Source organism: Pseudoalteromonas aurantia 208 (assembly GCF_014858725.1).
GTDB classification, from domain to species: Bacteria; Pseudomonadota; Gammaproteobacteria; order Enterobacterales; family Alteromonadaceae; genus Pseudoalteromonas; species Pseudoalteromonas aurantia.
This window is the reverse complement of the sequence record NZ_AQGV01000015.1, coordinates 514,849-539,802: the sequence shown is the minus strand read 5'-3', so window position 1 is coordinate 539,802 and position 24,954 is coordinate 514,849. Positions and strand designations below refer to the sequence as shown.

General features: G+C 40.3%; 23 protein-coding genes. 16 read left to right on the top strand and 7 right to left on the bottom strand.

Going from position 1 to position 24,954, the window contains the following annotated elements:
• Positions 1-16: 16 nt before the first annotated feature.
• A complete protein-coding gene (locus PAUR_RS20560; protein ID WP_192509598.1) occupies positions 17-187 on the bottom strand; it encodes a hypothetical protein in 171 nt (56 codons plus the stop codon).
• Positions 188-703: 516 nt separating this feature from the next.
• On the opposite strand from PAUR_RS20560, the gene PAUR_RS20555 reads away from it, so the two are divergent.
• A complete protein-coding gene (locus tag PAUR_RS20555) occupies positions 704-979 on the top strand; it encodes a SelT/SelW/SelH family protein (RefSeq protein ID WP_192509597.1) in 276 nt (91 codons plus the stop codon).
• 184 nt (positions 980-1,163) lie between these two features.
• Positions 1,164-1,604 (top strand): winged helix-turn-helix domain-containing protein, encoded by a 441-nt coding sequence (locus tag PAUR_RS20550; protein ID WP_225738529.1) that lies wholly within the window; start codon positions 1,164-1,166, stop codon positions 1,602-1,604.
• A 99-nt stretch (positions 1,605-1,703) separates the two neighbouring features.
• Here PAUR_RS20550 and PAUR_RS20545 read toward each other — a convergent pair whose 3' ends face one another.
• Positions 1,704-2,507: a substrate-binding periplasmic protein gene (locus PAUR_RS20545; protein WP_192509595.1), complete on the bottom strand. Its 804-nt coding sequence runs from the start codon at positions 2,505-2,507 to the stop codon at positions 1,704-1,706.
• Entirely contained in the window at positions 2,507-3,688 is a 1,182-nt protein-coding gene (locus tag PAUR_RS20540) for a porin (protein WP_192509594.1), read from the bottom strand. The genes PAUR_RS20545 and PAUR_RS20540 overlap by 1 nt, the downstream gene beginning before the upstream one ends.
• An 88-nt stretch (positions 3,689-3,776) precedes the next feature.
• Here PAUR_RS20540 and PAUR_RS20535 point away from each other — a divergent pair, with 88 nt between their 5' ends.
• Positions 3,777-5,660: a methyl-accepting chemotaxis protein gene (locus PAUR_RS20535; protein ID WP_192509593.1), complete on the top strand. Its 1,884-nt coding sequence runs from the start codon at positions 3,777-3,779 to the stop codon at positions 5,658-5,660.
• Between the two features lie 136 nt (positions 5,661-5,796).
• On the opposite strand, the gene PAUR_RS20530 is transcribed toward PAUR_RS20535, so the two are convergent.
• The 3 genes from PAUR_RS20530 to PAUR_RS20520 form a co-directional block, all read right to left on the bottom strand.
• Positions 5,797-6,006, bottom strand: a complete 210-nt coding sequence (locus PAUR_RS20530) for a DUF1289 domain-containing protein (protein ID WP_192510154.1) — start codon at positions 6,004-6,006, stop codon at positions 5,797-5,799.
• A gap of 94 nt (positions 6,007-6,100) precedes the next feature.
• Positions 6,101-7,345 (bottom strand): sensor histidine kinase, encoded by a 1,245-nt coding sequence (locus PAUR_RS20525; RefSeq protein WP_192509592.1) that lies wholly within the window; start codon positions 7,343-7,345, stop codon positions 6,101-6,103.
• A 25-nt stretch (positions 7,346-7,370) separates the two neighbouring features.
• Positions 7,371-8,060, bottom strand: a complete 690-nt coding sequence (locus tag PAUR_RS20520; protein ID WP_192510153.1) for a response regulator transcription factor — start codon at positions 8,058-8,060, stop codon at positions 7,371-7,373.
• 274 nt (positions 8,061-8,334) lie between these two features.
• On the opposite strand from PAUR_RS20520, the gene PAUR_RS20515 reads away from it, so the two are divergent.
• Positions 8,335-8,754 carry a hypothetical protein gene (locus PAUR_RS20515; RefSeq protein ID WP_192509591.1) on the top strand — a complete coding sequence of 140 codons (420 nt, stop codon included), beginning with the start codon at positions 8,335-8,337 and terminating at the stop codon, positions 8,752-8,754.
• A 72-nt stretch (positions 8,755-8,826) separates the two neighbouring features.
• Here PAUR_RS20515 and PAUR_RS20510 read toward each other — a convergent pair whose 3' ends face one another.
• Positions 8,827-11,106 carry an aminotransferase class V-fold PLP-dependent enzyme gene (locus PAUR_RS20510; protein WP_192509590.1) on the bottom strand — a complete coding sequence of 760 codons (2,280 nt, stop codon included), beginning with the start codon at positions 11,104-11,106 and terminating at the stop codon, positions 8,827-8,829.
• A gap of 319 nt (positions 11,107-11,425) precedes the next feature.
• Here PAUR_RS20510 and PAUR_RS20505 point away from each other — a divergent pair, with 319 nt between their 5' ends.
• From PAUR_RS20505 to PAUR_RS20450, 12 genes are all read left to right on the top strand, one after another.
• The gene (locus PAUR_RS20505; RefSeq protein ID WP_192509589.1) at positions 11,426-13,282 is read left to right on the top strand and encodes a S8 family peptidase; all 1,857 of its coding nucleotides are present in this window, start codon (positions 11,426-11,428) and stop codon (positions 13,280-13,282) included.
• A gap of 323 nt (positions 13,283-13,605) precedes the next feature.
• On the top strand, positions 13,606-14,265 hold the full coding sequence (locus PAUR_RS20500; RefSeq protein ID WP_192509588.1) for a hypothetical protein: 660 nt from the start codon (positions 13,606-13,608) through the stop codon (positions 14,263-14,265).
• A gap of 579 nt (positions 14,266-14,844) precedes the next feature.
• Positions 14,845-16,458, top strand: coding sequence for an HAL/PAL/TAL family ammonia-lyase (locus PAUR_RS20495; protein ID WP_192509587.1), 1,614 nt, complete (start codon positions 14,845-14,847; stop codon positions 16,456-16,458).
• Positions 16,459-16,486: 28 nt separating this feature from the next.
• Complete coding sequence (locus PAUR_RS20490) at positions 16,487-16,762, top strand: phosphopantetheine-binding protein (protein WP_192509586.1); 276 nt, start codon at positions 16,487-16,489, stop codon at positions 16,760-16,762.
• A gap of 35 nt (positions 16,763-16,797) precedes the next feature.
• A complete protein-coding gene (locus tag PAUR_RS20485; RefSeq protein ID WP_192509585.1) occupies positions 16,798-18,321 on the top strand; it encodes an AMP-binding protein in 1,524 nt (507 codons plus the stop codon).
• Positions 18,314-20,497, top strand: a complete 2,184-nt coding sequence (locus tag PAUR_RS20480) for a beta-ketoacyl-[acyl-carrier-protein] synthase family protein (protein WP_192509584.1) — start codon at positions 18,314-18,316, stop codon at positions 20,495-20,497. The genes PAUR_RS20485 and PAUR_RS20480 overlap by 8 nt, the downstream gene beginning before the upstream one ends.
• Entirely contained in the window at positions 20,494-21,261 is a 768-nt protein-coding gene (locus PAUR_RS20475) for an ABC transporter ATP-binding protein (protein WP_192509583.1), read from the top strand. The genes PAUR_RS20480 and PAUR_RS20475 overlap by 4 nt, the downstream gene beginning before the upstream one ends.
• Positions 21,254-22,369, top strand: coding sequence for an ABC transporter permease (locus tag PAUR_RS20470; protein ID WP_192509582.1), 1,116 nt, complete (start codon positions 21,254-21,256; stop codon positions 22,367-22,369). The genes PAUR_RS20475 and PAUR_RS20470 overlap by 8 nt, the downstream gene beginning before the upstream one ends.
• Positions 22,366-22,764, top strand: coding sequence for a 3-hydroxyacyl-ACP dehydratase FabZ (gene fabZ, locus PAUR_RS20465; RefSeq protein ID WP_192509581.1), 399 nt, complete (start codon positions 22,366-22,368; stop codon positions 22,762-22,764). Before PAUR_RS20470 ends, fabZ begins: the two co-directional genes overlap by 4 nt.
• 13 nt (positions 22,765-22,777) lie before the next feature.
• Complete coding sequence (locus tag PAUR_RS20460) at positions 22,778-23,497, top strand: SDR family NAD(P)-dependent oxidoreductase (RefSeq protein WP_192509580.1); 720 nt, start codon at positions 22,778-22,780, stop codon at positions 23,495-23,497.
• A complete protein-coding gene (locus PAUR_RS20455; RefSeq protein WP_192509579.1) occupies positions 23,494-24,201 on the top strand; it encodes a hypothetical protein in 708 nt (235 codons plus the stop codon). Before PAUR_RS20460 ends, PAUR_RS20455 begins: the two co-directional genes overlap by 4 nt.
• Complete coding sequence (locus PAUR_RS20450; RefSeq protein WP_192509578.1) at positions 24,198-24,950, top strand: thioesterase II family protein; 753 nt, start codon at positions 24,198-24,200, stop codon at positions 24,948-24,950. Before PAUR_RS20455 ends, PAUR_RS20450 begins: the two co-directional genes overlap by 4 nt.
• Positions 24,951-24,954 lie beyond the last annotated feature (4 nt).

The following is a 24,954-nucleotide window of genomic DNA, read 5'->3' as shown; positions in this document are numbered from 1 at the left end:
ACTGAGCATACATGGCTTAATGCTTTGCAGTAAGCCATTTAATAAAACTTCGGGCATCACCAGTTGTGGCGAACCGAGTATTTTTCATTCCTGTTCTGTCCGCATAAATTACGGTACTTTTATTTACAGAAATAGATTGCACTGGATGTGCGATTTGGATCATAGATCCGTTATATTCATATGACATAGAAAACTCACAATAATTTGTATCCAGACTCTATACTGGATTAATTTAATATAAGCTTCACTACAGTTTTGACGATATTCCAACATGTAAACATGTTCAAGAGGACTTTACTTTAGCAACGAGATTTCGAGTCTTGCTTTTGGTCGCCGTACAATAATTCAGCTTTCGTTTTTTTAATGCTGGCTTACTGGATCAGGGTAAGAAAGGACATTACAATAATGATTATTAAAATCAAGAGAAGAAATATACCAAATAAAAATCAACTACACAACAAAAAAATTAATGGAATTCCAAATCCTTGTTTCCCCAAACTCAATGTTCACTATTTCCATAAGCTTAAACATTACTGTGGGTGATTTATTTGTTTTCAAGAGCAATGTACAAAAAAAATACTTTTGCTAGAAGTTTAATTTAAACTTGGCCTGTCTCCTGCTCATAAACTGCGATAAGACTTTTCATTTACCTACGCATCAGGTAATTTCCCCTTTATGCATCGTAAGAATAAGGCTGAACTCATTGCACAAACCTAAAATAACAATTCAATATTGTGTGTTATGCCAGTGGCTACTTCGTAGCGGTTGGCTAGCTCAAGAGCTTCTTTCTACATTCTCTGATGACTTAGCTGAAGTATCATTGTCACCCGCGAGCAAAGGAACATTTAAAATATATTACAATAACACACTGATTTGGTGCAGGGAGTTAGATGAAGGATTTCCTGAGGCGAAAATACTCAAGCGCCGTGTGCGTGATCAATTAGACCCATCAAGGTCTCTGGGGCACATAGATACGTAACAACCATAAAGTGCTTAAAAAACACCAGCATATCTGCCTTTAGTAGTAATTCAATGCACTTAATATGATTTATCTTCAGTTATATAAATAACTTTTAACGATTACATCCCGATTTTGTAATGAATATGTTATGCTTGCAAAAAAATAAAAACAGGTACGTCCCAATTGGGGTATGAAAAATATCATGAAATTCAGATTTAATGATTTTGAGTTTGATTGCGATACGCTCACGCTTTTTAATGCTGGTAAAAAGTTTTCCATTAAAGAGAAGCATGCGCAAATGCTCGCGATATTACTACTCGATACAGACAAAGTGCACAGCAAAGCCGAATTACTTAAAAAGGTGTGGCCAGAGAAAACCGTCTCTGATCAAATGGTATTTCAAAGTATTGGACACCTCAGAGCCCTGTTTGGGGATGACGCAGTAAAGACTTTCTCTCGCAAAGGCTATCAATGGCAATTACCATTAGAGTCGGTAAATCAACAAGTAAACAGTGACAAACCGAACCATACGCCTGAAGCAACATCTTCACATGTTACTAGTGAGCCTACATCAAACAACGCTGATAATTTACCTTGGTTCAAACGTGCATTAGGTAAAATACAACAAAAGTTCGGCTACTAGTTTTGTAGCCAAACATTTTAGCCTTTACAACACATGGTGACGCAACGTGCCAGCTTCATTGTTTATGTAAATCGTACTATTAGAATAATACAAACCGGCTTATTGGAGCTTAACACCATCTTCTTGGCGTTCTAATACTATTTTTAGCGCATCATCCATTTTATTGATGAAATCATATTTAAATGGGTATTTTTTACTTTTCTCCCTTAAGTAACCAATATGTGCTGTACGCCGTAATATCACTTTGTCTTCAATAAACTGTTCTAGTCGAATACTCGGATCTGAATGCCTGATATTATTCAAACCAATAAGCGTAGATAACCTATCATTAATATAACAATCGATACGCTGTTTACTCATCTTCATTATATTTGAACGTATATTCCTATTTTCCCATACCTTGATCTTGCCACGCTTTTGCGCCTCCATTAGTGCAGCGTCTAAAATCATAAAACCAGCGTTAAGCCCAACATTAATTGGCTCAGCTGAATCAGGTCGTGATAACACATTGACAAGGGTCTTACCTTGATTACAAAAAGCAACCACCGCTTCTTCTTGTAATGCGATGGAATAAGGCCAAATAAAAGGCCTTTTTTTCATATGAATATACGGGGGCATCAACGCAAATGCAGCCCCTTGCTCCAGCGCGGCAACACCCCGCTTCCAAGGCACAGGTTGTAACTCTATCTCGTATTCATCTTTTAGTAAACGTGCAGCTTGGCGCACTAAATCAACATAAATCCCATATAAGTAGCCATTACTTTCATAGGTATATGGAGGGTAACTATCATCCACTAAAATAGTTACTTTTTGCACTTTAGATTCTAATGTTGTTTGTGCGAATAGCGTTGAACTCACTAATACGGCCACACAATAAATCACTAAAAGTACTTTATATCCCATTATTCATACTGCCACTTTGTACTGAAATCATATCTAAAACCAACAGAAATCGAGTCAAATTCATTTTTATTATCAAACGATTTCGTTAGGTACTCCAAATGTAAGCGCAGCGAATCAACAGGTAGCCATTCTAACGTTAGATTGTATCCGTCAAAGCTCTGGTTATTTGGATTTAGGCTTATATGCCCGTCATCAAAATCAAAAAAGCCTGCTTTAAGCTTATAGTGTTTAGTAAGCTGATAAGCCATCGACAGGTCAAAAGTATGCCCATCTCGGTTTCCCGTAAAGTAATCATACTCCTTCGCTTGATAAGCAAGCGCTGCATAAAAATCATCGGTGAACTGGTAAGCCAATGCCCCTGACCACAACGTGCTGTCTCCCAGTTTTTGCTCTTGCTCATAGGCAGTATTATGTTGATATGTTACAGCAGCATGAATGCCATTTTTATCGTAGCTCAAACCGATATTAATTAAGTCAGCTTGGTTATCCCCCTCCTTACCGTCAAATTGCCCCACGGCAATAAACGTAACAGGACCCGTTTCATAACGGTACGTCACCAAGTTATCGACGAAGAAAATACTTTCTGGGTCATAGGCAAAAGGGCTCGCACCATGGTTAAAAATATCCACATACTCAGCTATAAATAAGTACTGAGCGGGTCTTTGTTTGCCAATACCAAAACGCCCATAAGGCGTAGATAAAGCAGTATAAGCGCGTCTAGAGCGACCAAAGTTGCCTTCATTCGCCAAATCAATGCTCCACTCACCGTGCAATTCAGCACGCCAACCGGGTTGAAACTCATGAACCGCCTTAATACCGGTATGAGATAGCGCATCTCGCACATCTAAGTTACTTTCATCTTGCTCATCAATTAACCCAAATGTTGGCCTTACCGTTGCATAAACTCGTACCTCTTTCTCACGCTTAGGCTCTACTTGTGTTGTCGAATGTAACGCCGATAACTCTCTCGTTTTGTCTTTTGCTAGTGGCCTTTTCACCGCTTGAATTGACTGAGAGTTAGAACTTTGTGCTATTAGGCGAGCTTTAAGCTCGGCAAGCTGTGCTTCAAGTGCTTGAATATCAGCCATTGTTACCGGTCTTTGTGCTGCATATGCAGGTATCGTTGCGCAACTGATCAATACACAAAACACCCTGATATTTGAGTAAGTTACATTTTCCATTTTGTTCACATTTAAGGGTTGCGAATAATCGAATTATAGTCAACACTTTGCATACATGAGTGTTTTTTAATCAGCGGTAGAAATTATAATGAAAATCCGTACTAAGTTTTCCGTCGCCTCAGCGCTCGTTATTCTGACTATCATTTGCGTTACAACATTATCGACATACTGGTTCGTCAATGACTCGATGAAAAATAAGACACGCGCATATGTGACGGATAATGCCGCTTTACTTTCCATCAGTATTGACAACTGGCTGGCATCCAAAGCACATCAAATAGAAGTTGTAAAAAGTCAGTTAGAGCAAAATTTTAGCCCAAGTGAATTTCAACGAGTACTGGACACTCCTTACTTTCGTACCGCATTTTTACTCAGTTTTGGGACGCTAGAAACAGAGACCGGCTTACGCTCTAATGACCCAAATAGACAAAACCCTCCGAATGTGGATTTTAAACAACGACCTTGGTACCAGCTCGCGCGATCAAAACAAAGTACGGTTTTTACAAGCCCATATACCGACGCTGCCACAGGTGACTTGTTACTGTCTGTTGTGTCTCCGATAAACACCGCGAATGGCTTTGCCGGTGTTATCGGGGGAGATTTAAGCCTAGATACCATTGCTAAAACAGTGAACGCAGTGAATTTTGATAATACCGGATACGCCTTTCTCGTCGACCAAAGTGGGGTCATTATTTCTCACCAAGAAAGCGATTATAATGGTAAAAACGTCAATAGCTTGTACCCTGGTTTAAATACCAACCAATCTGATCAACTCATTGAAATAGCAACCAGAGATGGTCAAAAAATATTTTATTTACACCAGCTGAAAAATGAGTTTGGGACTGACTGGTACCTGGCAGTACTCATGGACAAAGGCTTAGTTTATAGTACATTAACTGATATCACGGTGAACTCACTTGTGATCGCTATACTGGCTATTTTGTTCGGATCAGTCATCATGAGAAGTTTAGCGATTAAGCTGCTTCAGCCACTACGAGATTTAGAGCAAACCATTACAACAATGGCCAGTGGTGGAGGAGATTTAACCAGACGATTAGAGATCATAAACAAAGATGAATGTGGAACGGTTGCTCGACAATTTAACCGCTTTTTGGAATCACTACAGCTGTTAGTAAAAAGCGTTAAAGAGCGCGCCGATCTTGTTGTTAATAGTAGTGATGAAGCCCGAGAGTTATCGACTCAGTCAACACAACGATTGGATCAGCAGGTAAGCTTAATTGAAAGCTTAGCAACTGCGATGCATCAAATGAGTACCACGTCGTCGGAAATTGCAAGTAGTGCACAGCAAGCTGCAACCTCTATCACTCAAGTGAATGAAAAAACCGAGCAAGGACAAGAGGTATTCAGTTTGGCTCGCTCCCATATCACGGATTTATCTGACGAAATATCTAAGTCACATGAATTAAGCACGCAATTAGCCGAGTATAGTAAAAGCATTGAGAACATTTTATCAGTGATAAATGGCATTGCCGAACAAACTAACTTACTTGCCCTTAATGCAGCAATAGAAGCGGCACGCGCAGGTGAACAAGGGCGAGGGTTTGCAGTCGTGGCTGATGAGGTTCGCTCGCTTGCGTCTAAAACACAAGAGTCAACCACTGAAATAAAATCCATGATTGGTCAAATACAGGTTTCTTCAAACCAAGTACAAAGCGCAATGGGCTCAAGTCGAGAGAAAACACAGTCGTGCGTCGAACAAACAGAGCAGGCCACCGTCATGCTCAGCGACATTTCTGAATCTGTTAAAGAGATTATGGATCGCAATATTCAAATTGCCACTGCGATAGAAGAACAGAGTGTCGTTATTGAAGAGATCAATAAGAATACCAGCTATATCAATGACATTAGTGTAGAAGTCGGAAGCTTTGCTGATAAGCAATTTACGGCGAGTGGGAAATTAGCAGGCCATGCACACGAACAAGAATCACTGCTTTCTAAGTTCACATTGTAAGCACTGTACAATCAACAATCGCAAAAAATTAGCGATGAGCTATTGCGACATATATCGATGCCCAACGCGTACTTGACAGTATTTATTTCACAGTATGCCTAGTAAAATGCTCTGCTGAAAAATAGCATAGCCAACTCTAGCGCTCACGGCTCAACTTTCGCTGGTTGCACTGTTGTATTACCGAGTGCTTTTGTTCAGTCGATAACTCATGCCAGTCTAAAATTTCTTGGAGTGTTCTATAACAGCCGATACATACATCGTTATTATCCAAACAACAGCGTCTTACACACGGTATATCAATTGATTGGGTAAGCGTTATAGAGTGAGTATATTTAACCGAGACCATCATACTCTCCATTACTAAGAAGCACTATAAATTTAAGCATGGGCTAAAATACTGTGCAACACAATAAAACATACCTAATAACGGGAGTTCGGTGTTAAAACGTTAAACTGATCTGAGTGCCATCTCTGGTTGAATCTAGTACAAAGCCAATATCAAGTTGTTCACAGAGCCTTTTAACAATATTTAGTCCTCGTCCTAGCCCTTCACTATCAGTCCCTTTAGTGCCAGCCTCAAGTACATGAGGATGTAACTCTGAACTTATTCCTTTACCAGTATCCGTAATGGTTAATACTGGCGCACAATAGCGGATACTAACGCAACCTTGTTCTGTGTACTTGAATGCATTTCCGATTAAATTATTCAGTAAAATCAACAAGCTCATTGGCTCTATAGGTACTTCACATTCTCTATTGATTACCACATCAATATCAATTTCTGGGTTCTTCAAGTATTGATATTGTTGTAAAATACTTTGCTCTACTAGCTTTAATAATTTACTCGTCCCTTTGGTTTCATGATCTTCTCTTGCCAACGCAAGCAGTGCTTGCAAACTTTGCTCTATTTGATGTTGTGCATTTTCTATACGACACATCAACTTTAACTGCTGCTCATCTAAATTTGTTTGCTTAAGCAAGGTAATCGCACCTTGGCTAATCGTTACTGGTGTGCGTAACTCATGCGACACGTCTCTGGTAAAGTTTTGCTCACGGGTAACAAATGAGCGAATTCGCTTCAACGCAGCTTCCAATGTCATTGCAAAAGTGCCTATTTCATCATTTTTAAACTTATGAGCAAATCCTGAAGGAAGCCTCTCAACTGGCGCAGTTTCAATAATTGCCATTAAGCTATCAAGTGGCTTGAGTAACCTTTTAGCCACACTATATGATGCTAACGCCATAACAACCGCAATTGATATTGCAATCGCCAACATAACGAATAAAAAATACAACATACCTTCTCTGAACTTTCTAACAATCAAATGATCACTGACTTCAGCCACCAAAAACCCAGGGGTCAAAGATAAAAAGTGATAATGTAACCCGTTACCATCAGACACTTCTGCACTTGTTGGGTCATTTAACCAAGATAGACGGACGGTGCGGGGCAACGTGTCCTCGTTAGGGTAAAACCTAATAAACTCAAGTCTCGGATCGGGTAAATTCCCTTGAGCTAGCTGCTTTTCAACTACCACTTGTTCATCTTTCAATAGCGCATAGAAAAAGTTGTCTTCTACATTATATGCAAATAGAAAACTCGTTACGCTATACAAAATACTAATTACGACTGTAGTACAAACGAAGTACCCTATTACCCGGTTTCTCAGTTGATCCGTTTTCATTCTTTAATCATCCATATCAGCTTCGTTATAAACTATCTAACGCAAATCCAACACCATGGAGCGTTTTTATAACAGGTTTATCAAATGGCCTATCTAGTACTTTGCGTAATTGATAAACATGCGAGCGCAAAGCATCTGAATCAGTGTGTTCATCCCCCCAAATTTTATCGCATAGCTCGCTGCGACTCACTGCCCGAGGGTGTGCTTCTAATAAAACTGTCAAAATTTGTAGTGGTATCGGTTGCAACATAATAGCCTGCCCATCACGGACAACCTGTTGAGTTTGCTTATTTAAAGACACTGGGCCAACTTGTAATGTATGTGTACAATTTAATAAATGACGTTGTGATAGTGCGTTACAACGCGCCCATAACTCTTCTAACGCAAAAGGTTTTGTTAAATAGTCATCAGCGCCCATATTAAAGCCAACTAACTTATCTTCGAGCGTGTCTCTGGCCGTCAGCATAATGATCGGTATATGTCGCGTCGCGTTTGCCCTTAAAGCAGAGCAGACCTCTAACCCATTACTTTTTGGCAGCATAATATCTAACACGATACAGTCATAATATTCACCAAGTGCCAGCTCAATTGCTTGTTCACCATTAATGGCAAAGTCAGTCACTGCACCATGCAACTGAAAATAATCGGCAATGTTATGACTAATATCGCTATGGTCTTCAACTATCAAGATTTTTAATGAATTGGCCAATGTAATGTGTCCTTGTGCATTAATGCTAAGTGCTGGCGAAAAATGGTGGCATAGGCTTCGTGAAAATTATGTGAAACGCGCGCTATCGCTTCTCAGCGAGAATAGACTTTATTCTCCCTTACTTTCGTGGTGTAAACGATGAAGCGGTACCTGAGAAAGTAAGGGCGTCCGAGTTCATCTATACCATACGAGACATCACACCTCAGTTTCTTTTTAAGGTATAAATTAGGTATACTATCGCCATATGGATAAAAAATAACAATATCAACAAGGAATTACAATGAAGCTTAAAGCATTACTTCTATCTTTGATGACACTAACAACCTTTGCTGCCACAGCGACGAATGATTTAACTGGCACAGTCAGTGAAATGAGCATACGCTCTGATAAGTTAAATAATGATCACATTATTTATTTTCGTTTAAATGCCCATAGCACCCATTCAACTTTCGCAAAATGTGTGGTCAAGGGTGCCAGCATAGTTTGGGAATTAGATCTCAAGTCCCCTGTATTTCAACAACAGTATGACTTACTCATGAGGTCATATAGTGAACAATTACCAGTGCGGGTAATCGGACAAGATAACGTCTGTAACACACACGATACCTCATCAGATCAAGTATTTGAATTAAGCCCTATAAATTGGAATGACTTGCTGGCTAAACCAGAAAATAGCATAGAGAATGACATGACAAACTGAGTATAGTCATACACTCAGTTTGTAGAGTTAAAGCCACATCCACAGTGGCTTTAACGACCCTTATTGAAGTCATTAATGACTTAGCGCGTAGCCACCCTTTAAATGACCTACATGCTCAAAGCCCAACCTAGTCAATGCATTCGCCGCCACCTGTGAACGGCTGCCACTGCGGCAAACCAAAATAATTTCCTCGCCCTTTTTGTAACTTTGTTGTGCAATAAAATTCGCTAACCGCGTCAATGGCACGTTATTATTAAATGATTGGTCGTGACTTAATGCATACTCATGTGGTTCACGAATATCAATCAGTTTAATATTGTGGTGACTTTGCATTCTGACTGCAAGAGAATCACTATCGTACTCGCTCACCTTAACGCGAGAGCATGGCTCTATAAACGCCCCACACATAATTTCACTGCCCTGCTCATCATCAATGTGCTTATCTAACGCAGTCTTTGCACTAATAAACTCATCAGCTGAAATTTGCGCGTCAATCACACTTTGCAGCAGGGCATTGCGATTAAGCTCTGCATCAAAGGTGGTTACAAACTCATTGTGATAATCATGACTTGGACATAATAGCCCTTGCTTAGCCGTTAACTTAGCTAAAGACCTTAAACTGTCATACATCGCCGACGCGTTGCTAGATTCAAAATTCGTTCTACCAACACTCCCCATCAAGACTAAGTCACCACAAAATGTAAAGCGTGGGACCAAGTTTCCTTTAAAGAATTCGCTTTTATCACATAACAATAACGAGATACTATCACTTGTATGTCCTGGCGTAGCAACATGCACTAAACAGTGTTCGCCAAACTCAATATAGTTAAAAGACTGACCCTCAAATGTGTTACTCGCGCTGTTTAATGGCCACCCTAATTCATCACACTCTTGATCTGCTAAATGCGTTTGCGCCAAAGCAACGCGACCTGATACATGATCTGCGTGTCCATGGGTATCAATCGCCGCTATGAGCGACAACTTTTGACATTGTAAAATAGTCAGTAAACGGTTGCTTAATTCTGGGAGGGGATCAATAACTACTGCGCTATGAGTGCGTTTATCAGCATATAGCCATGTGCAACTTCCACCCACTTTTAATTGCAATAAGCCTTCTAACTCTTCACGTTCGTCAATAGCGCCGTCGGCACGCAATAAACAGCTGTGGCCTAGCGCTTGGGCACAATGTTGAATTCTTTCACAAGCAGCATCGATTTGGTGCTGTGTCATTGCAGGACCAAATGACATACGGATTGCCGATTCGCTTTGCCACTGTGCTAAACCCATAGCATCTAATACAAAACTACGAGTGACTTTCGAGCTACATGCGGAACCGGAACTTACACGTATATTTGCCGCATCAAACAAGTCCATGATCTCTTTAGAAGTGAACCCTGGGATAGAAAAATTCAGCGTAGTTGGCACGCTGTTATCAAAACTGTGATTAAATACCACTGTAGGGAAAGCATGTTTAAGCGATAGAGCCAACTGAGCACGAAACTGTTCGAGCACTGAGGTAGGGGAAAATTGCTTTTCACCAAGATCCAATATTTCGTCAAAAATAACACTTAATGCAGCTAAACCTGGCAGGTTTTCAGTGCCTGAGCGCAATCCACTCTCTTGACCCCCCCCCGCTATAAAGGGGGTGAAAGGCGCACCTTCTCGTATATAAACAAACCCGATCCCCTTAGGCCCGTAAAGCTTATGACCACTAAATGGCGCATAATCAATGCTGATATTCGCCAAGTCCATTTTAATTTTTCCCAATGCTTGAACACAATCAACCATCCAATAAACATTAGGGTTAGAGGAACGGATCGTTTTTTCAAGTAACAGCAAGTCTTGATATACACCAGTTTCGTTATTGACTGCCATAGTACAAATCATTAACGCATTAGGCACTTCTCGAGCAATAAATGCCATATCAAGCGTACCTCGATCATCAACAGGGATCGCTACAATTTTAGCGTCAATCTCTAAAATTCGGTTCCAATGTTTTAATGACTCCGGTACAGCCTTGTGTTCGGTTGCGCCATATAAAATAGAATATTGCTCACCCACTTTCATTTGAGATTTTGCTGCATACAAAGCAGATAAAATACCCGTTTGAATACCTTCTGTCGCACCACTGGTAAAAATAACCTGGCCAGCTCCAGCACCTAACACCTCAATTGCTTTGCGTCTTGACTGAACCATAATCTCTTTTGCCTGCAAACCACAAACATGGCTACTACTTGGGTTACCAAACATTGTTTCCATCGTCTTCATTGCCGCTGCCGCTGCACTTGGAAGCACCGGTGTAGTCGCATTTGCATCTAAGTAGATTTGTTTTAGTACTTCAGGGTTACGCATGAACTGACCTCAATATTGAGAACTAATTATATAGAGTTTAGTGTTTATAACTAAATAATATATGTAATTACTTTAAGTAATATTAAGGAAGTTACGCATTATATTCAACCTTTAATTTGCTATTTATTACGTCTGTACCACACATGAAAACCCCATGATGCACCCACCGAACTCACTGCAAAACACTACAACCGTAAACAAAACAATACAAAAATCGCACATAAAGTTACAACTAAGTAAAAAAAATGTTTGTTTTATTTGTGAACAATGATAATAATTTGTGTGTTTTTTAACCACAACAACATGTAAAGGAAACACAATGCGTAAATTAAGTTCACTTACACTTGCTGTACTCACTGGTTTATCTAGCCAGTGTTTCGCTGCTGAAATGGTTGATGTAGACCCAAAGAAAGCAATTGAAGGCAAATATATCGTTGTATTCGATACACCAAAAATAATTAACAATCTCGATGAAAAAGCCATTGCGACCTACATAGATCAACAAGTGAATATGCTTAACAGCAAATACAATGTCACGGTTGAGAAAAAGTTTGGTACTGCGCTAAATGGCGTTTTGGTTGACGCGTCAGTCAAGCAAATTCATACCTTACTTAATGATCCGAGCGTTAAATATATTGAGCAAGATCAAATTGTATCCATCACACCTTTGGTCTCAGCAAAAGCGGATCAAGGAAACGCAATCTGGGGTTTAGACCGAGTTGACCAAACTGACTTACCGCTTAACTCTAATTATCATTACGACTATGATGGCTCAGGTGTCACTGCGTATGTAATTGACACTGGTGTCCTTATCAGTCATAACGAGTTTGGTAATAGAGCAAGTCATGGTTATGACTTTGTTGATAATGATTCAAATGCAACTGACTGTAACGGCCACGGTACGCATGTCGCGGGTACAGTGGGTGGCAGTAGCTACGGCGTTGCAAAAAATGTCAATGTTGTCGGTGTACGAGTTCTTGGATGTAATGGCTCAGGGACTAACTCTGGTGTTATCGCTGGTATCAACTGGGTTAAAAATAATGCATCAGGGCCTTCTGTTGCCAACATGAGTCTAGGAGGCGGCGCATCTCAAGCAACAGATGATGCAGTTAACAATGCCGTAGCAGCAGGTATCAGCTTTGTTGTTGCGGCCGGAAATGACAATAGCAGTGCTTGTAATTACTCCCCAGCTCGCGCTGCCAACGCAATCACGGTCGGTTCAACAACCAGCAGCGATAGCCGCTCTAGTTTTTCAAATTACGGTAACTGCCTCGATATTTACGCACCAGGTTCAAGCATTAAGTCCGCATGGTATAACTCTAATTCCGCAACGAATACAATCAGTGGCACCTCTATGGCATCACCCCATGTTGCTGGCGCTGTTGCATTATACTTAGACCAAAACCCGAGTTTAACACCATCGCAAATTGACAGCCTACTGGGCCAAAGAAGCTCTAAAAATAAAGTATCTGATGCCAAGTCTGGCTCGCCAAATGAATTGCTGTATACATTAGCGGGTTCTACACCACCTCCTCCACCGCCAGTGGTCATTGAACTTAATAATGGACAATCTGTTTCTGCCAGTGGTGCCAATGGCTCCCAAACGCTCTATAAAATAGCAGTCCCTCAAGGAAGCAGCTCTTTATCTATTAATCTAGCGGGTGGCACAGGCGATGCTGATCTATACACACAAGTAGGCCAAGAGCCAACCCTAACAAGCTACAATTGTCGACCCTATAAGAACGGCAATAGCGAGAGCTGTAGCTTTACAGACCCTTCAGCTGGCGACTGGTATATTTTACTTAACGGATATAGCCAATACGCAAATGCTTCTTTAACTGCTTCATTTGATACACAAGGTGGATGTGGTAGTAACTGTCTTGACAATGGCACACCAATCAACAATATTTCTGGTAGTCAAAATCAAGAGATTTTTTACACCATCGACGTACCTGCAAACGTCACATTAAATGTCAGCACATCTGGCGGTTCAGGTGATGCCGACCTATATGTCCGTAAGGGCTCTAAACCGACCACAAGCAGTTACGATTGTCGCCCTTATGCAAACGGAAATACTGAAAATTGTAGCCTGAATTCAGGCCAAGGTGGTACTTACCACATTATGCTAAGGGGTTACTCTGCATTTTCGAACCTGACTTTACTCGGTCAATACTAACGAGTGACGCGGTAGAACTATATTAGGGCCAATGAGTTGGCCCTTTTTTGATCATATCAAGCATAACGACTCACCTAAACGTTCAGTCTGCCCCATTCTGAATTACCCCTCACAAATCCAATACTTGTAACTAAATCAAAGTACTAAGTATCTAGTCATACAAGTTGTTTGGTAAATGTAAAAACTCGTTATAAAAAAATACAATTTAATACAACTTCATTTTTTATAATACGACCCTAACCCATTACAATAACTTAACACTTTAACAGGTACCCATTAACGGTACAGATACTCACTCTCAAAATTTAAAGGATATAAATACTATGAAAGCACTAAAGCTATACATACCCATCTTATCTAGTCTACTCGTTGCTTGCTCGTCAGAAGATATTGAAACGGCTAATTTCGGCTCTGATACCTACAAGAATGATTATAACTACGTTAATGCCACGCAATATGAAGTCGCGTTTCACATGGCCAATACAGAGCTAGATGGAGATGAGCGAGATGTGAGTAACGACAAGTATCATGTTGCGACACTCGCACGAGATTCAACACCGGCAAGAATACGTCATGAACACAACACAAACCGCCGTATAAGCTTCTACGCCAAGTCTGTAAATAAATTAGGCATGCTTAGGCAAGAAAAGCTTAAAGTTAACAATAAACAAAACTATCATGTTATTGCTTGGCAAGATGACGCCGAAAAAATTCAAATCAAGTTACTCGAAAAGCAAAAACAAAATAAAGCCGATTTCTTTGCCATTCGCATACTGTCCAATGAAACGCTGACTATCACCATCAATGATCAAGCTATAAATACCAATAAAGGTGAAGTAACAAGTTGGTATTACGTCGATGACTGTAATTCAGACATAATAATAAATGAGAAGCCATTAGACCTTTGTGCTATTTCTTTAGACCAATCTTATACATTAGTAATGAACAATAAAGATATTGAAGAAATAATATTAGAAGAATAGCCATAGTATAAAAACTCTAAAAATATATGGTTAGAATATTAATTCTAATCATATATACCCACAAGGGGAGCAAATTATAAATATAAAAAACAAAAAAACGAATTCATTATACAACAAACGGGCATTCACAAAAATTATCATTAATTTAATTATTTCAATTTATTAAATTATTAATTCTCAGTATGACATCCAACGTTCAAGTAAAAAAATAAAACACATAAAAACCAACCACTTAAAAGCATTAAAATTAAAAACTTCATATATCCTACATACTCTAATCCCTCATTTTACAACGACTATAAATTTAGTATTTTTTTGCCATTGACATAATTTAAACATGGACTTAACCTTGTTCCGCTTTCGAAACTTGGGGTTTATAAAACGTAGTATAGATTATCTAACCCCTTACTTAACGTTTCATTATTGGAAACCAATTAAATAAAAAGTATTAATATATTCATTAATAAATAATACAAAGCAGGTTTGATCTAGCTATAAAAAACACGATGCCATTCATTATATAAATGGACGTGTTTTGCTATTTCTCATTGCACACACTTGACACTTACAAGGACAATCATGGATCAGAGTCACATCATTAATGATGAAATCAAAGTTGAAGAGCAGTTAGGCAATATAGTGTTTATTTCACAACAAACTTTATCACTAGAAGCAGTTCAACAATACGCATCAAAGCCACTATCAATTATCAAATTAGATAGCGCTGAGCTGAAAGATAAAATACTGAGTAATAGACAATATTTAGATAACAAGCTAGAAAACAAAGAAGACATTTATGGTGTTACAACAGGATTTGGTAACTCTGCGAGTAATCGAATTTCCCCCAGTTTATCAGAAGACTTGCAACAAAACTTAATTGCATATCACGGCTGTGGTGTCGGTGAGTATTTGTCTGAAGAAGACTGTGCCGCAACATTACTTATTCGCATGAATTGTAATGCAAAAGGCTATTCTGGTGTAAGTTGGCAACTACTTGAACAAATGGAAACGTTTTTAAACCACCGCATTATTCCAGCAATACCTTCAATGGGCTCAGTTGGAGCAAGTGGCGACTTAACACCACTTTCATATATTGGCGCAGCACTTGGCGGTAAAAGAAATGTGTATTATAAAGGCCAAATTCGACCAACTGCTGAGGTATTAGCTGAACTTAACATTGCCCCATATAAATTAAAGCCTAAAGAAGGTTTAGCAATAATGAACGGTACATCGGTCATGTCTGGTGTTGCTGTTAATGCAATTAAAGAAATCAATCAAGCGGTTGATTTTAGCTGCAAGCTTATCGCCTTATTTGTTGAGCTGATTGAAGGTCGCACATCACCATTTCACAAACGCGTTCATGAATTAAAACCACATGAAGGGCAACAACGTGTCGCCGCTAAAATTTTAGAAAGGTTAAAAGATCCTGAACAACGTCTTGGTCGTCGTAACCGCACAGATGACAATATTGAGCATGGTAAGAAAGAATCTTTCAGACTACAAGATAGTTACTCTATTCGCTGCTCTCCTCAGGTTCTTGGTCCACTTGTCGATGCAACAATTTGGGCTGAGAAAATCATGACAACCGAGATAAACTCGGTAAACGACAACCCATTATTTGACAATGAACAAGACCTTATTTTAAATGCAGGTCATTTCTACGGCGGGCATGTTGCGTCTGTTTGTGATGCTTTAAAGCCCTTGGTCGCAAATATGGGCGCGCTGCTTGAAAGAGAGCTGGGTATTTTAGTCGATGATCGACTCAATGGCGGCATCGCTAATAACTTAGTCGCGACGGAAGATCTTGGCGATAAAGCGTGGATCCACCATGGTTTCAAAGCGATGCAAATTTCTGCATCTGCACTGGTTGCCGAAGCATTAAAGCAAGCAAATCCTGCCTCTGTATTTTCTCGTACAACCGAAGCGCTTAATCAAGATATTGTCAGTATGGGAACTATCGCAGCACGTGATTTAAAACGCATTGTTGAACTTATCAAACCTGTTATTGCAATTCAGGCAATGGCCGTTAGACAAGCCTATTATGTTCATGGTGCAGATAAAAAAGCGCAGGATCTCAACCCTTTATCAAAAGAATTCTTTGACCTACTAAGCAGTAACTTTGAGCCAGTCATTGAAGACCGCCCAATGGACCGTGAAATTGTGAAAATGGTCGACGCATTATTTGGTAAATAACCACTCTAAACAGAAAAGGATGATAAAAATGAGTACTTTAGAATCAATCAGCACCTTCCTGAAACAAGATATTATTGTCGACAGCCTTGAGGTTGTCGACAGTGTTGAAGAAATCGATAGCAATGCGCAATTGGTAGGTGACGGATTAGACCTTGATAGCATCGAAGTTTTAGATTTAGTGGTCTCAGTAGAGAAAAAATACAATTTTAAGTTTAAGGATTTTCCTGAAACGGTTATCCAAGACAAGATGAAAAATATCAATTCATTAAGTCAATTTATCTACGAGCAAACACAAGGGCAATAATTGCCCTTACCCTATTATCTAGCTGGAAGGATCCCATGCAGTCAGTCGATACTATTATCACGCAGCTCAAAGTGATGCTTGTTTCTGATTTAGAAGTATTGCCAGAACAAGCAGCAAATTTGAGTATTTCTCAGAGTTTATTAGAAACCCCGGTATTTCTAGACTCTGTAGACCTAATGCAACTTTATGCACAGTGCAAAAAAACCTTTGCGCTATCAGTAATATCTGAACCAAGTTTTCCTTCTCTTGAACAGCTTGCGACTGCCATTATTGATTCAGCAAAACATCAAGCGTTACCAGTGCAAACAGGTTACTTTTACGATAACCAAAATACACCTCTGTCTGAAGGGAGTGTATTAGATTTAATCGCCTTGGCTGCATATTCCAATATAGATATTAAACCAAATAATGAGTCTGGACACGTGTACGTTAAAGACTCATCACCTTTGGATATTATAAAAACAGTCTGTGTACTGCTGTCTCTTGGTTATACACCTATATTGAGCGCCGCGAAACATGCGCCAAATAACGCCTTTTCATGGCAACAGTTACCCAAAAACCCCTCTAATATAAACCACAACAGGCATCAATTATTGCCATTTCTGCAAATGGAGTTAATCGACAATAACATTGGTTTCGAAACATCTGGCAGTACAGGAACACCACAGCAATGGTTTAAATCCATAAGAGCACTCTTGAATGAAGCGGATACTTTTACTCAGAGCTTTGATTTTTCTGATGTTGACTACATAACGGCTTGTGTCGACCTTCGCCATATGTATGGCTTTGTATGGGGCTTTGCGCTCCCATTAAAACTTAACATACCCGTTCATTATCAGCACAGTAATACACCACAATTGTGCCCTGTTAAGCAGCAAAATAATGCCTGTATTGTCACGCCTACATTATGGGACTTTGCTGCTGAACAACTATGCTCAAAAACCAAGTTGCTCGTCAGTTCAGGTGCCGCATTTGGTGCACAAAGAACGGCAAAACTTGAAGAAATACAAAAAGAAAAACAACTTATATGTCCCGCAATTGAAGTACTTGGAAGCACCGAGACAGGTGCGCTTGGATACCGAACGCTTAAAACGACCTCTCGCTATTTTACGCGTTTTAACGTCGTCAACTTCAAACTAGCAGATAATGGACAGTATCAAATAACGTCTCCCTTTCTCGCGTCTGGACTAACGACGTTTTCATTGCAAGATAAACTCAACTTCATTGATGAGAATACCTTCGAACACCTTGGTCGGTTAGACAAAATATTTAAATACGCTGGTAAACGCGTCTCAATCAAAGCGGTAGAAGATGTTCTAAGTCATGTGTTTAGTGATTTGAATAACAAAGTTTACTTTATCGAAGATACTCGCAACATCAAAGGTGGTGAACTCGTTGCATTCGTAGAAAGCCCCAAACTGTCATTAACCGATTTTGCTGATTTTCAACATCACTTTGTAGATCTCCCGATACCTAAAATTAATTTTATAAAAAGCTTTCCCATTAATGACATGGGCAAAACCACTCTTTCAGCGCTTAAGGAAATGATACATGATTGAGCAAGATAAATCGGCAGTAGTTACCGGGTACGGTGTACTGTGTTCAATTGGTGAAAGTACTTCATCTTTACATCAAGCTATGGTCGCAGGACTGTCCGGAGTTGGTGATATAGAACGATTTTCAACCGATGGATTGGTAAACCGCAAAGGGGCACTCGTTAAACAGGTAGAAAATATCAGTGGCAATCATTTTGAGCACCAAGACTTAGCTACGCACTTTGCCATACAGGCAATTGAAGAAGCCCTAGAGCAAGCACACTTGACGTGTGAGCAGTTAATGAATGTCCGCGTCGCATTGTGTCTTGGTAATGCAAATTGTGGCCAATATTCATTTTTAAATGGTATTAGAAATCACCAACCTGAACGTTGTCAGTTTTTTCCGCCGCACCATATTACCGAATCAGTGAGATCTCACTTCAATATACTGGGCCCAACCATCACGTTTACGTCTGCATGTACCGCCAGTAGCAGCGCCATCGCGCATGGCAAACGGTTAATTGAATCTGACGAAGTGGACATTGTCATTGCAGGGGGAACAGACGCACTCGCAGAGCTAGTATATGGAGGGTTTCATTCTGTACAATCACTAAGTAATGATGTGTGCTCTCCTTATGATGATAAGACGGGTCTGAGTTTGGGTGAGGGTGCCGGATTTATAGTATTAGAATCTGCGACACACGCACATAACCGACATGTTGACATTAAATATCGTATTTTGGCGACAGGCTCAAGCCTAGATGGGTTTCATGCAACTGCTCCGAACCCAGAAGGTGCTGGCGTTACCCGTTCTTTCAAGCAGGCATTAAAATACTCAGCTATAACGGCAGAGCAACTTGAGTACATCAATAGTCACGGTACTGGCACACCAGCAAATGATGGCTCTGAGCTAAACGGTATTACCAATGCAATTGGCCAAGAACTCGCTCAACGTGTTCCTATCTCAAGTTCAAAGTCTTATTTCGGGCATACTTTAGGCGCTGCAGGCGCGATTGAGTTTATTTCTTCAGCCGTCGCTATAGACAATGGTTTCCTACCAGCCACCTTAAATGGGGAGAATATCAGGCCCGATTGTCAAGGCTACAACCTTATTATAAATGATGTGAAGCAGCAAAATACCGCACACTTTGCTGTCACCAACTCTGCATTTGGTGGTCACAATACAACGCTCATTGTCAGTAAAAATAATGTCCAGTCACTGCCTGTGCCTACACATCGTGTGTTTATTCTTGGTAGTGCATATTTATCAGACACCACTGTCTTGCAGAGTCAAAGCTCCGAAATTACCTTACCAAACCCTTTTGTACTGAAAGATCACTTCCCTACACTTTTTCAAAGACGCATGACCACTGTTTCACAGTTTGCATTGGGTGCAACAGCCTATGCGCTACAAGACTGTAATCGAACATTTACCGAGTCTGAGTTTGATAGTTTTGGGGCTTATTTCGCTTGTTCTTTAGGTTCTGCGGATGTGCTTGATAAAAATATAAATACCTTATTCACACAGGGCATTAGTGAACTAAAAAGCACCGTTTTCCCTAATACTGTCGTTAACGCAACTCTTGGTCAACTTGCTATTACATTTGGCTTTAAAGGCAGTGCAACCTGTATTAGTGATCTAGGTAATGACCACCTACAAGCACTCAATCTTGCCTACGCTCATTTGCGAGAAGGAAGGCAAGCATACGGGGTTGTTTGTAGCGCTGAAGATATTAATACCATCAGCAAAACAGCATTTGAAACAGCACCAATTGAGCCATTAAATCAAGGGGCCTACAGTTGTAGCCTAGTACTTGCCAACGAAACACAATTAACACCGAACGATAACCCTATTGCAGAAGTCATAAAGTGCTTGAATATTACCGATAGCCAAAATGATGCCCATTGCCTCACTCAATTAAATACACTGCAAAAACAAGGGGTTATGATTGAAGATATTTACTTAACCGTACTGAACGATAGTCACATACCTTCACTGCTTACTTATTTAGATAAAGCCTTCCCACAAGCGAGAATTACACAAAATAAACCCGCTTCTGTGACCTGTGCAATCGGCCCTTCAATTCACCAAGCGTTGCAAATGAATAAATCGCAATATGCCTTAGTAGTCAGCGTCAATCTTACTGGGGCACTGAGCGCCTGTATTTTAAAAAGTCTAAAAAATAAGGAAATCACATGACAAGCGTCATAGAAGTTAAATCTTTGCGAAAGGTGTATTCACGGACCAATAAAGTAGCAGTCGATGATGTCTCATTTTCGGTTCAAGAAGGCGAATGTTTTGGTTTACTAGGCCCAAATGGTGCCGGAAAAACAACCACTTTAGAAATTCTTCAAGGTTTGCGTAAGCCGACCTCTGGAGAAATCACTTTATTTGGCTACACATGGCAAAAACATGAAACACAATTGCGTGGCCTGATGGGAGGTGTCATGCAACACAACAACCTGTACGACAAACTCAAAGTTAAGGAGTGTGTTGAACTGTTTGCAAGCTTCTATCAAAACTATACGCCCATACTGGAATTACTCGAGCGTTTCAATTTGCTCGAGAAAAAAGATGCATGGTTAAGTGAGTTAAGTGGTGGTCAGAAACAACGCGTCTTTTTAGCCATGGCGGTTGTTGGACAACCTCGATTGGTTTTTCTCGATGAGCCGACCACTGGGCTTGATCCGACTAGCCGACAAGACTTCTGGCATATCATCAAAGATTTAAAAGAATCTGGTACCTGCATTTTGATGACAACGCACTATATGGATGAAGCGGAATTCCTATGTGACAACTTAGCCATTATTAATTCAGGGAAAATTATCGAGGCTGGTCGCCCTAACGACATTATCAATCGTACGTTCGAAGCGCCCATTATTAAAGAACCACGAAAAGCCACACTCAACGACGTATTTTTAAAGTTAACAGGATCTTCAATTTCAAGGGAAAGTTATGCATAACGCAACTCCAGCTAAACTCTATCCGTTTTGGCAGTTAATGCTAATCAATATAAGGCCGTTCTTTAGAGACAGAGCCGTGCTGCTTTGGACCTTTGGTTTGCCAATTTTAATTGCACTTTTACTGATCCAGGCATTTTCTGGTGGCTCGCATATGACACCAGTTAACGTTGTGGTCATGCATGAAGCAAAAGTTGATGCTGCTTGGTTAAAAGCTATGCGCCAAGATCCGCTCGTGTCTGTGACTTCGCTCAACCAACCTGAATCAGAAGCACTAGAACAAACATTTATTGATGCAGATGTAGAGCAGCCTATTGAGCATCCAAGTGACTTGCTACGCACACTGCAAAGCCAGTTGCGTCCTCAAGTCTATCTCACGCCAAATTCCATGTTTTCGACACACAATTCTGACGAAACCTTAAAAGCCCGCAATTACCTTATGCACTTAAAGGCAGCTGCACAGGATCAAGAAGTTCACAGTTCAGTGATCAGCATTAAAGGCTACAGATACACGGATTGGTTGATCCCAGGGATCATCGTATTACAAATTCTTGGTCTAGCTTTAGTATCTGTTGCAAATAGCTTGGTATCAGATAGACAGAATGGTTTTTTCAAGCGTATGCGTCTGTCTCCATTTAAGCGCCGGGACTATATCATTGGTATTGTATTAGCTCGACTATTTCTTCTTGTTTTTCAGATGATAATCTTATTTGTAGCCTTTAATTTATTATTCAATTACTCGTTACAAGGCAGCATCATAAATATTGTGGCTGTAATGACACTTGGCTCATTCTGTATTTGTATGTTGGGCGTACTGGTTGGTGCCAGAAGTCAGCGAGTTGAGGTGTCTTCTGGAATATCAAACTTACTCTACTTCCCTTTAATGTTTCTATCGGGTATCTATTTTGATACTGCTAACTTCCCAGACCTCCTTCGCGAAATTGTGTCTTATTTACCAACTACAGCGTTTTTAGATGCGCTGCGATTGGTGGCAAACGAAGGAGCAGACTTAGCAAGTGTTGCGAAGCAGCTATATATTTTAGCCGCCACGAGCATCGTGTTCTTCATAATTGTTTACCTTTGCTTTGATTGGGGAGATGAAAAAGCATGATCACAGATAACTTACCACATAAGGCACCATTCAAATTTGCCGACAAAATTGTTGAATTGACGCCTTCAGTACAAATTGTTGGACTGAAGTTTGTCTCTCACAACGAGCCAGGCCTAGAAGGACATTTCCCTGATCAGCCTATTTTCCCTGGCGTTCTGATCATTGAAACAATGGCTCAGATCAGCGGATTGTGCTGCGGTACGGGTAAATCTGGTGGCATGCTTTCTTGTATTGAAAAAGCAAAATTCTCTCGGCCAGTACACCCTGGAGACATCATTAAAGTAGTGTCAAATCTTACGACTGAATTTGGCAGTATGGCCAAATTCAAAGCACAGGCTTATGTCGATGATGAACTTGTCGCAAAAGCCGATTTAGTTATTAGTTACGTAAATTAGTAAGGAAACAGACGTGTTTAGTCAGCAAATTGTTTTAATAACCGGTGTATCACGCGGTATAGGTAAAGGTCTTGCGCATTCTTTTTTACAAGAAGGCGCTCAAGTTTACGGAATATGTCGCTCTACAGACCCGATTGATGGCCTGGAAAATGACCGTTTCACGCAACTTTCAGGTTCAGTAACAGATCAAGCTTTTATTACCTCTGCTATTACCGAAATTATTGCCCGTCATCAAAAAATCGATGTCTTAATCAATAACGCAGGGGTAGCACAAGATGCCCTATTTCAAACAATGTCGTTTGCACAATTTGACCACGTCCTCTCTACTAATTTTTTGGGCACATTGCATTTAACACAAGCGGTTTTGCCGCATATGCAAAAAGCTCAAAAAGGCAAAATTATTAATATGGTATCTCAAAGTGGCGTGAGTGGCAGAGAAGGTCAAGCCAATTATGCGTGCTCCAAAGGCGCTATTATCGGGTTAACACGGACTGTTGCCCGCCAATATGGTAAAGATGGCATTTACTGTAATGCCCTCTCGCCCACTTTTATTAGCACCGATATGATTGACCATATACCTCAATCTATTATTGAACCCGTGCTATCGCATACTGCACTTGGCAGAGTAGGAAGTGTACAGGAAATATCCGATGCCACACTATACCTAGCATCTACTGCTTCAAACTATCAAACTGGTGCTGTTGTGCGTTTAGATGGAGGCCTTGCAGTATGACCTCTCGTACATATTTGTATTTTCATGCGAACAATGAATTTGATGCGCACGCAATTGAAACACTTATTGCGCAGCAACACCTAGTGGTACTGATCAACCCAGCAGATAATTTATCTGTCCAGTTCACCCAGTTACCACAATTTAAGTTTAACGACACTGTTCAAGTTGAGTTAAGTAATGCATTAAGTGACTTTATTGACCAACGTGCAGAGCAATCTCCTTTGCATGTTATTCATGCCGTAAATAATATTGATGAGCGCGCAGTCACAACAGATACAGCAGCTGGTTTTGCTATTACTCGGCACTTAAATCAAGGCTTTCAAGCTATGAAAGCCTTGGCTGACGGCTTTCGTGTCTACGGTGGAAACTTAGTATTCCTCATGCAGTCAGACACTTTGAATTACCAACACAGTGCAACATCAAGTGTCTGCAATCATGCTCAAAACGCCTTCATGATGACGTTAGCACGCGAGTATCAGGGCACGGGGTTTACTGCAAACAGTTTCGTTCTACCTATGATGGCCGCAGATACTAAGCAGGCCAAAAAGCGCAAACGTGAATTAAAAGGCGGCGTGCTAGGTGCACGCCCATTAGTCAGCAGTTACCAAGAAATAACACGCTATATCACTGATTTTGTAACGACTAATTCGCTGCTAAATGGTCAATGTATCGCCTTCACACCTTGCTTGGAGATGAAGCTGTGAACAAGGTTGACTTATATTGTTTTCATCATGCTGGTGGTTCGTCTGTGTTATATCGGCAATGGCAAACATTGCTGCCTAATAACTGGACACTTCACGCAGTGGACTTACCGGGACGCGGAATAAAAGCAGGTACTGTACCATTGGATCAGTGGCCTGCTCTTTTGGAGTATCTCAATCACGAAGTCGTTCTAAATGAAAATAATAAGTCAGTGTTCTTTGGTCACAGCCTTGGTGCCATGATCGCGTATTACTTGACCTGCGATCAGATTAAAAAGCAGAAAGTACTGCCGTCAGCTTTGTTTCTTTCCGCATGTCGCGCCCCACAACAAAAGCCGCATACGCACTATAGTCAGCTCTGTGACACAGCACTTTATCACGCTTTAATTGAGCATGGTTTACTGCCTAATAGGAAGTTAACTGATGATGTCGCAAAACTCATTACAGACGTATTCAGAAGCGACTTTAAGTTAGCAGAATTCCCGCCTACTGCGACAAAAGATGCGTTATTAACAATGCCCGTGCATATCTTACATGCCAATAAAGACACTGTAGTTCCACATAGGAGTATTGCTTCATGGCCTCAATTTTGTGTTAAACATTGTTTTCACCAGTTCAACGGTGACCATATGTATATTGAGAATCAAAGACATACCGTAATTGACCTACTTCATTCGTTTGAAAATCAACAAATAAACTCAACTCCACCAAATAATAATTACAACGATAAGTGGCCAATGCCGCTTTGCTAACCAT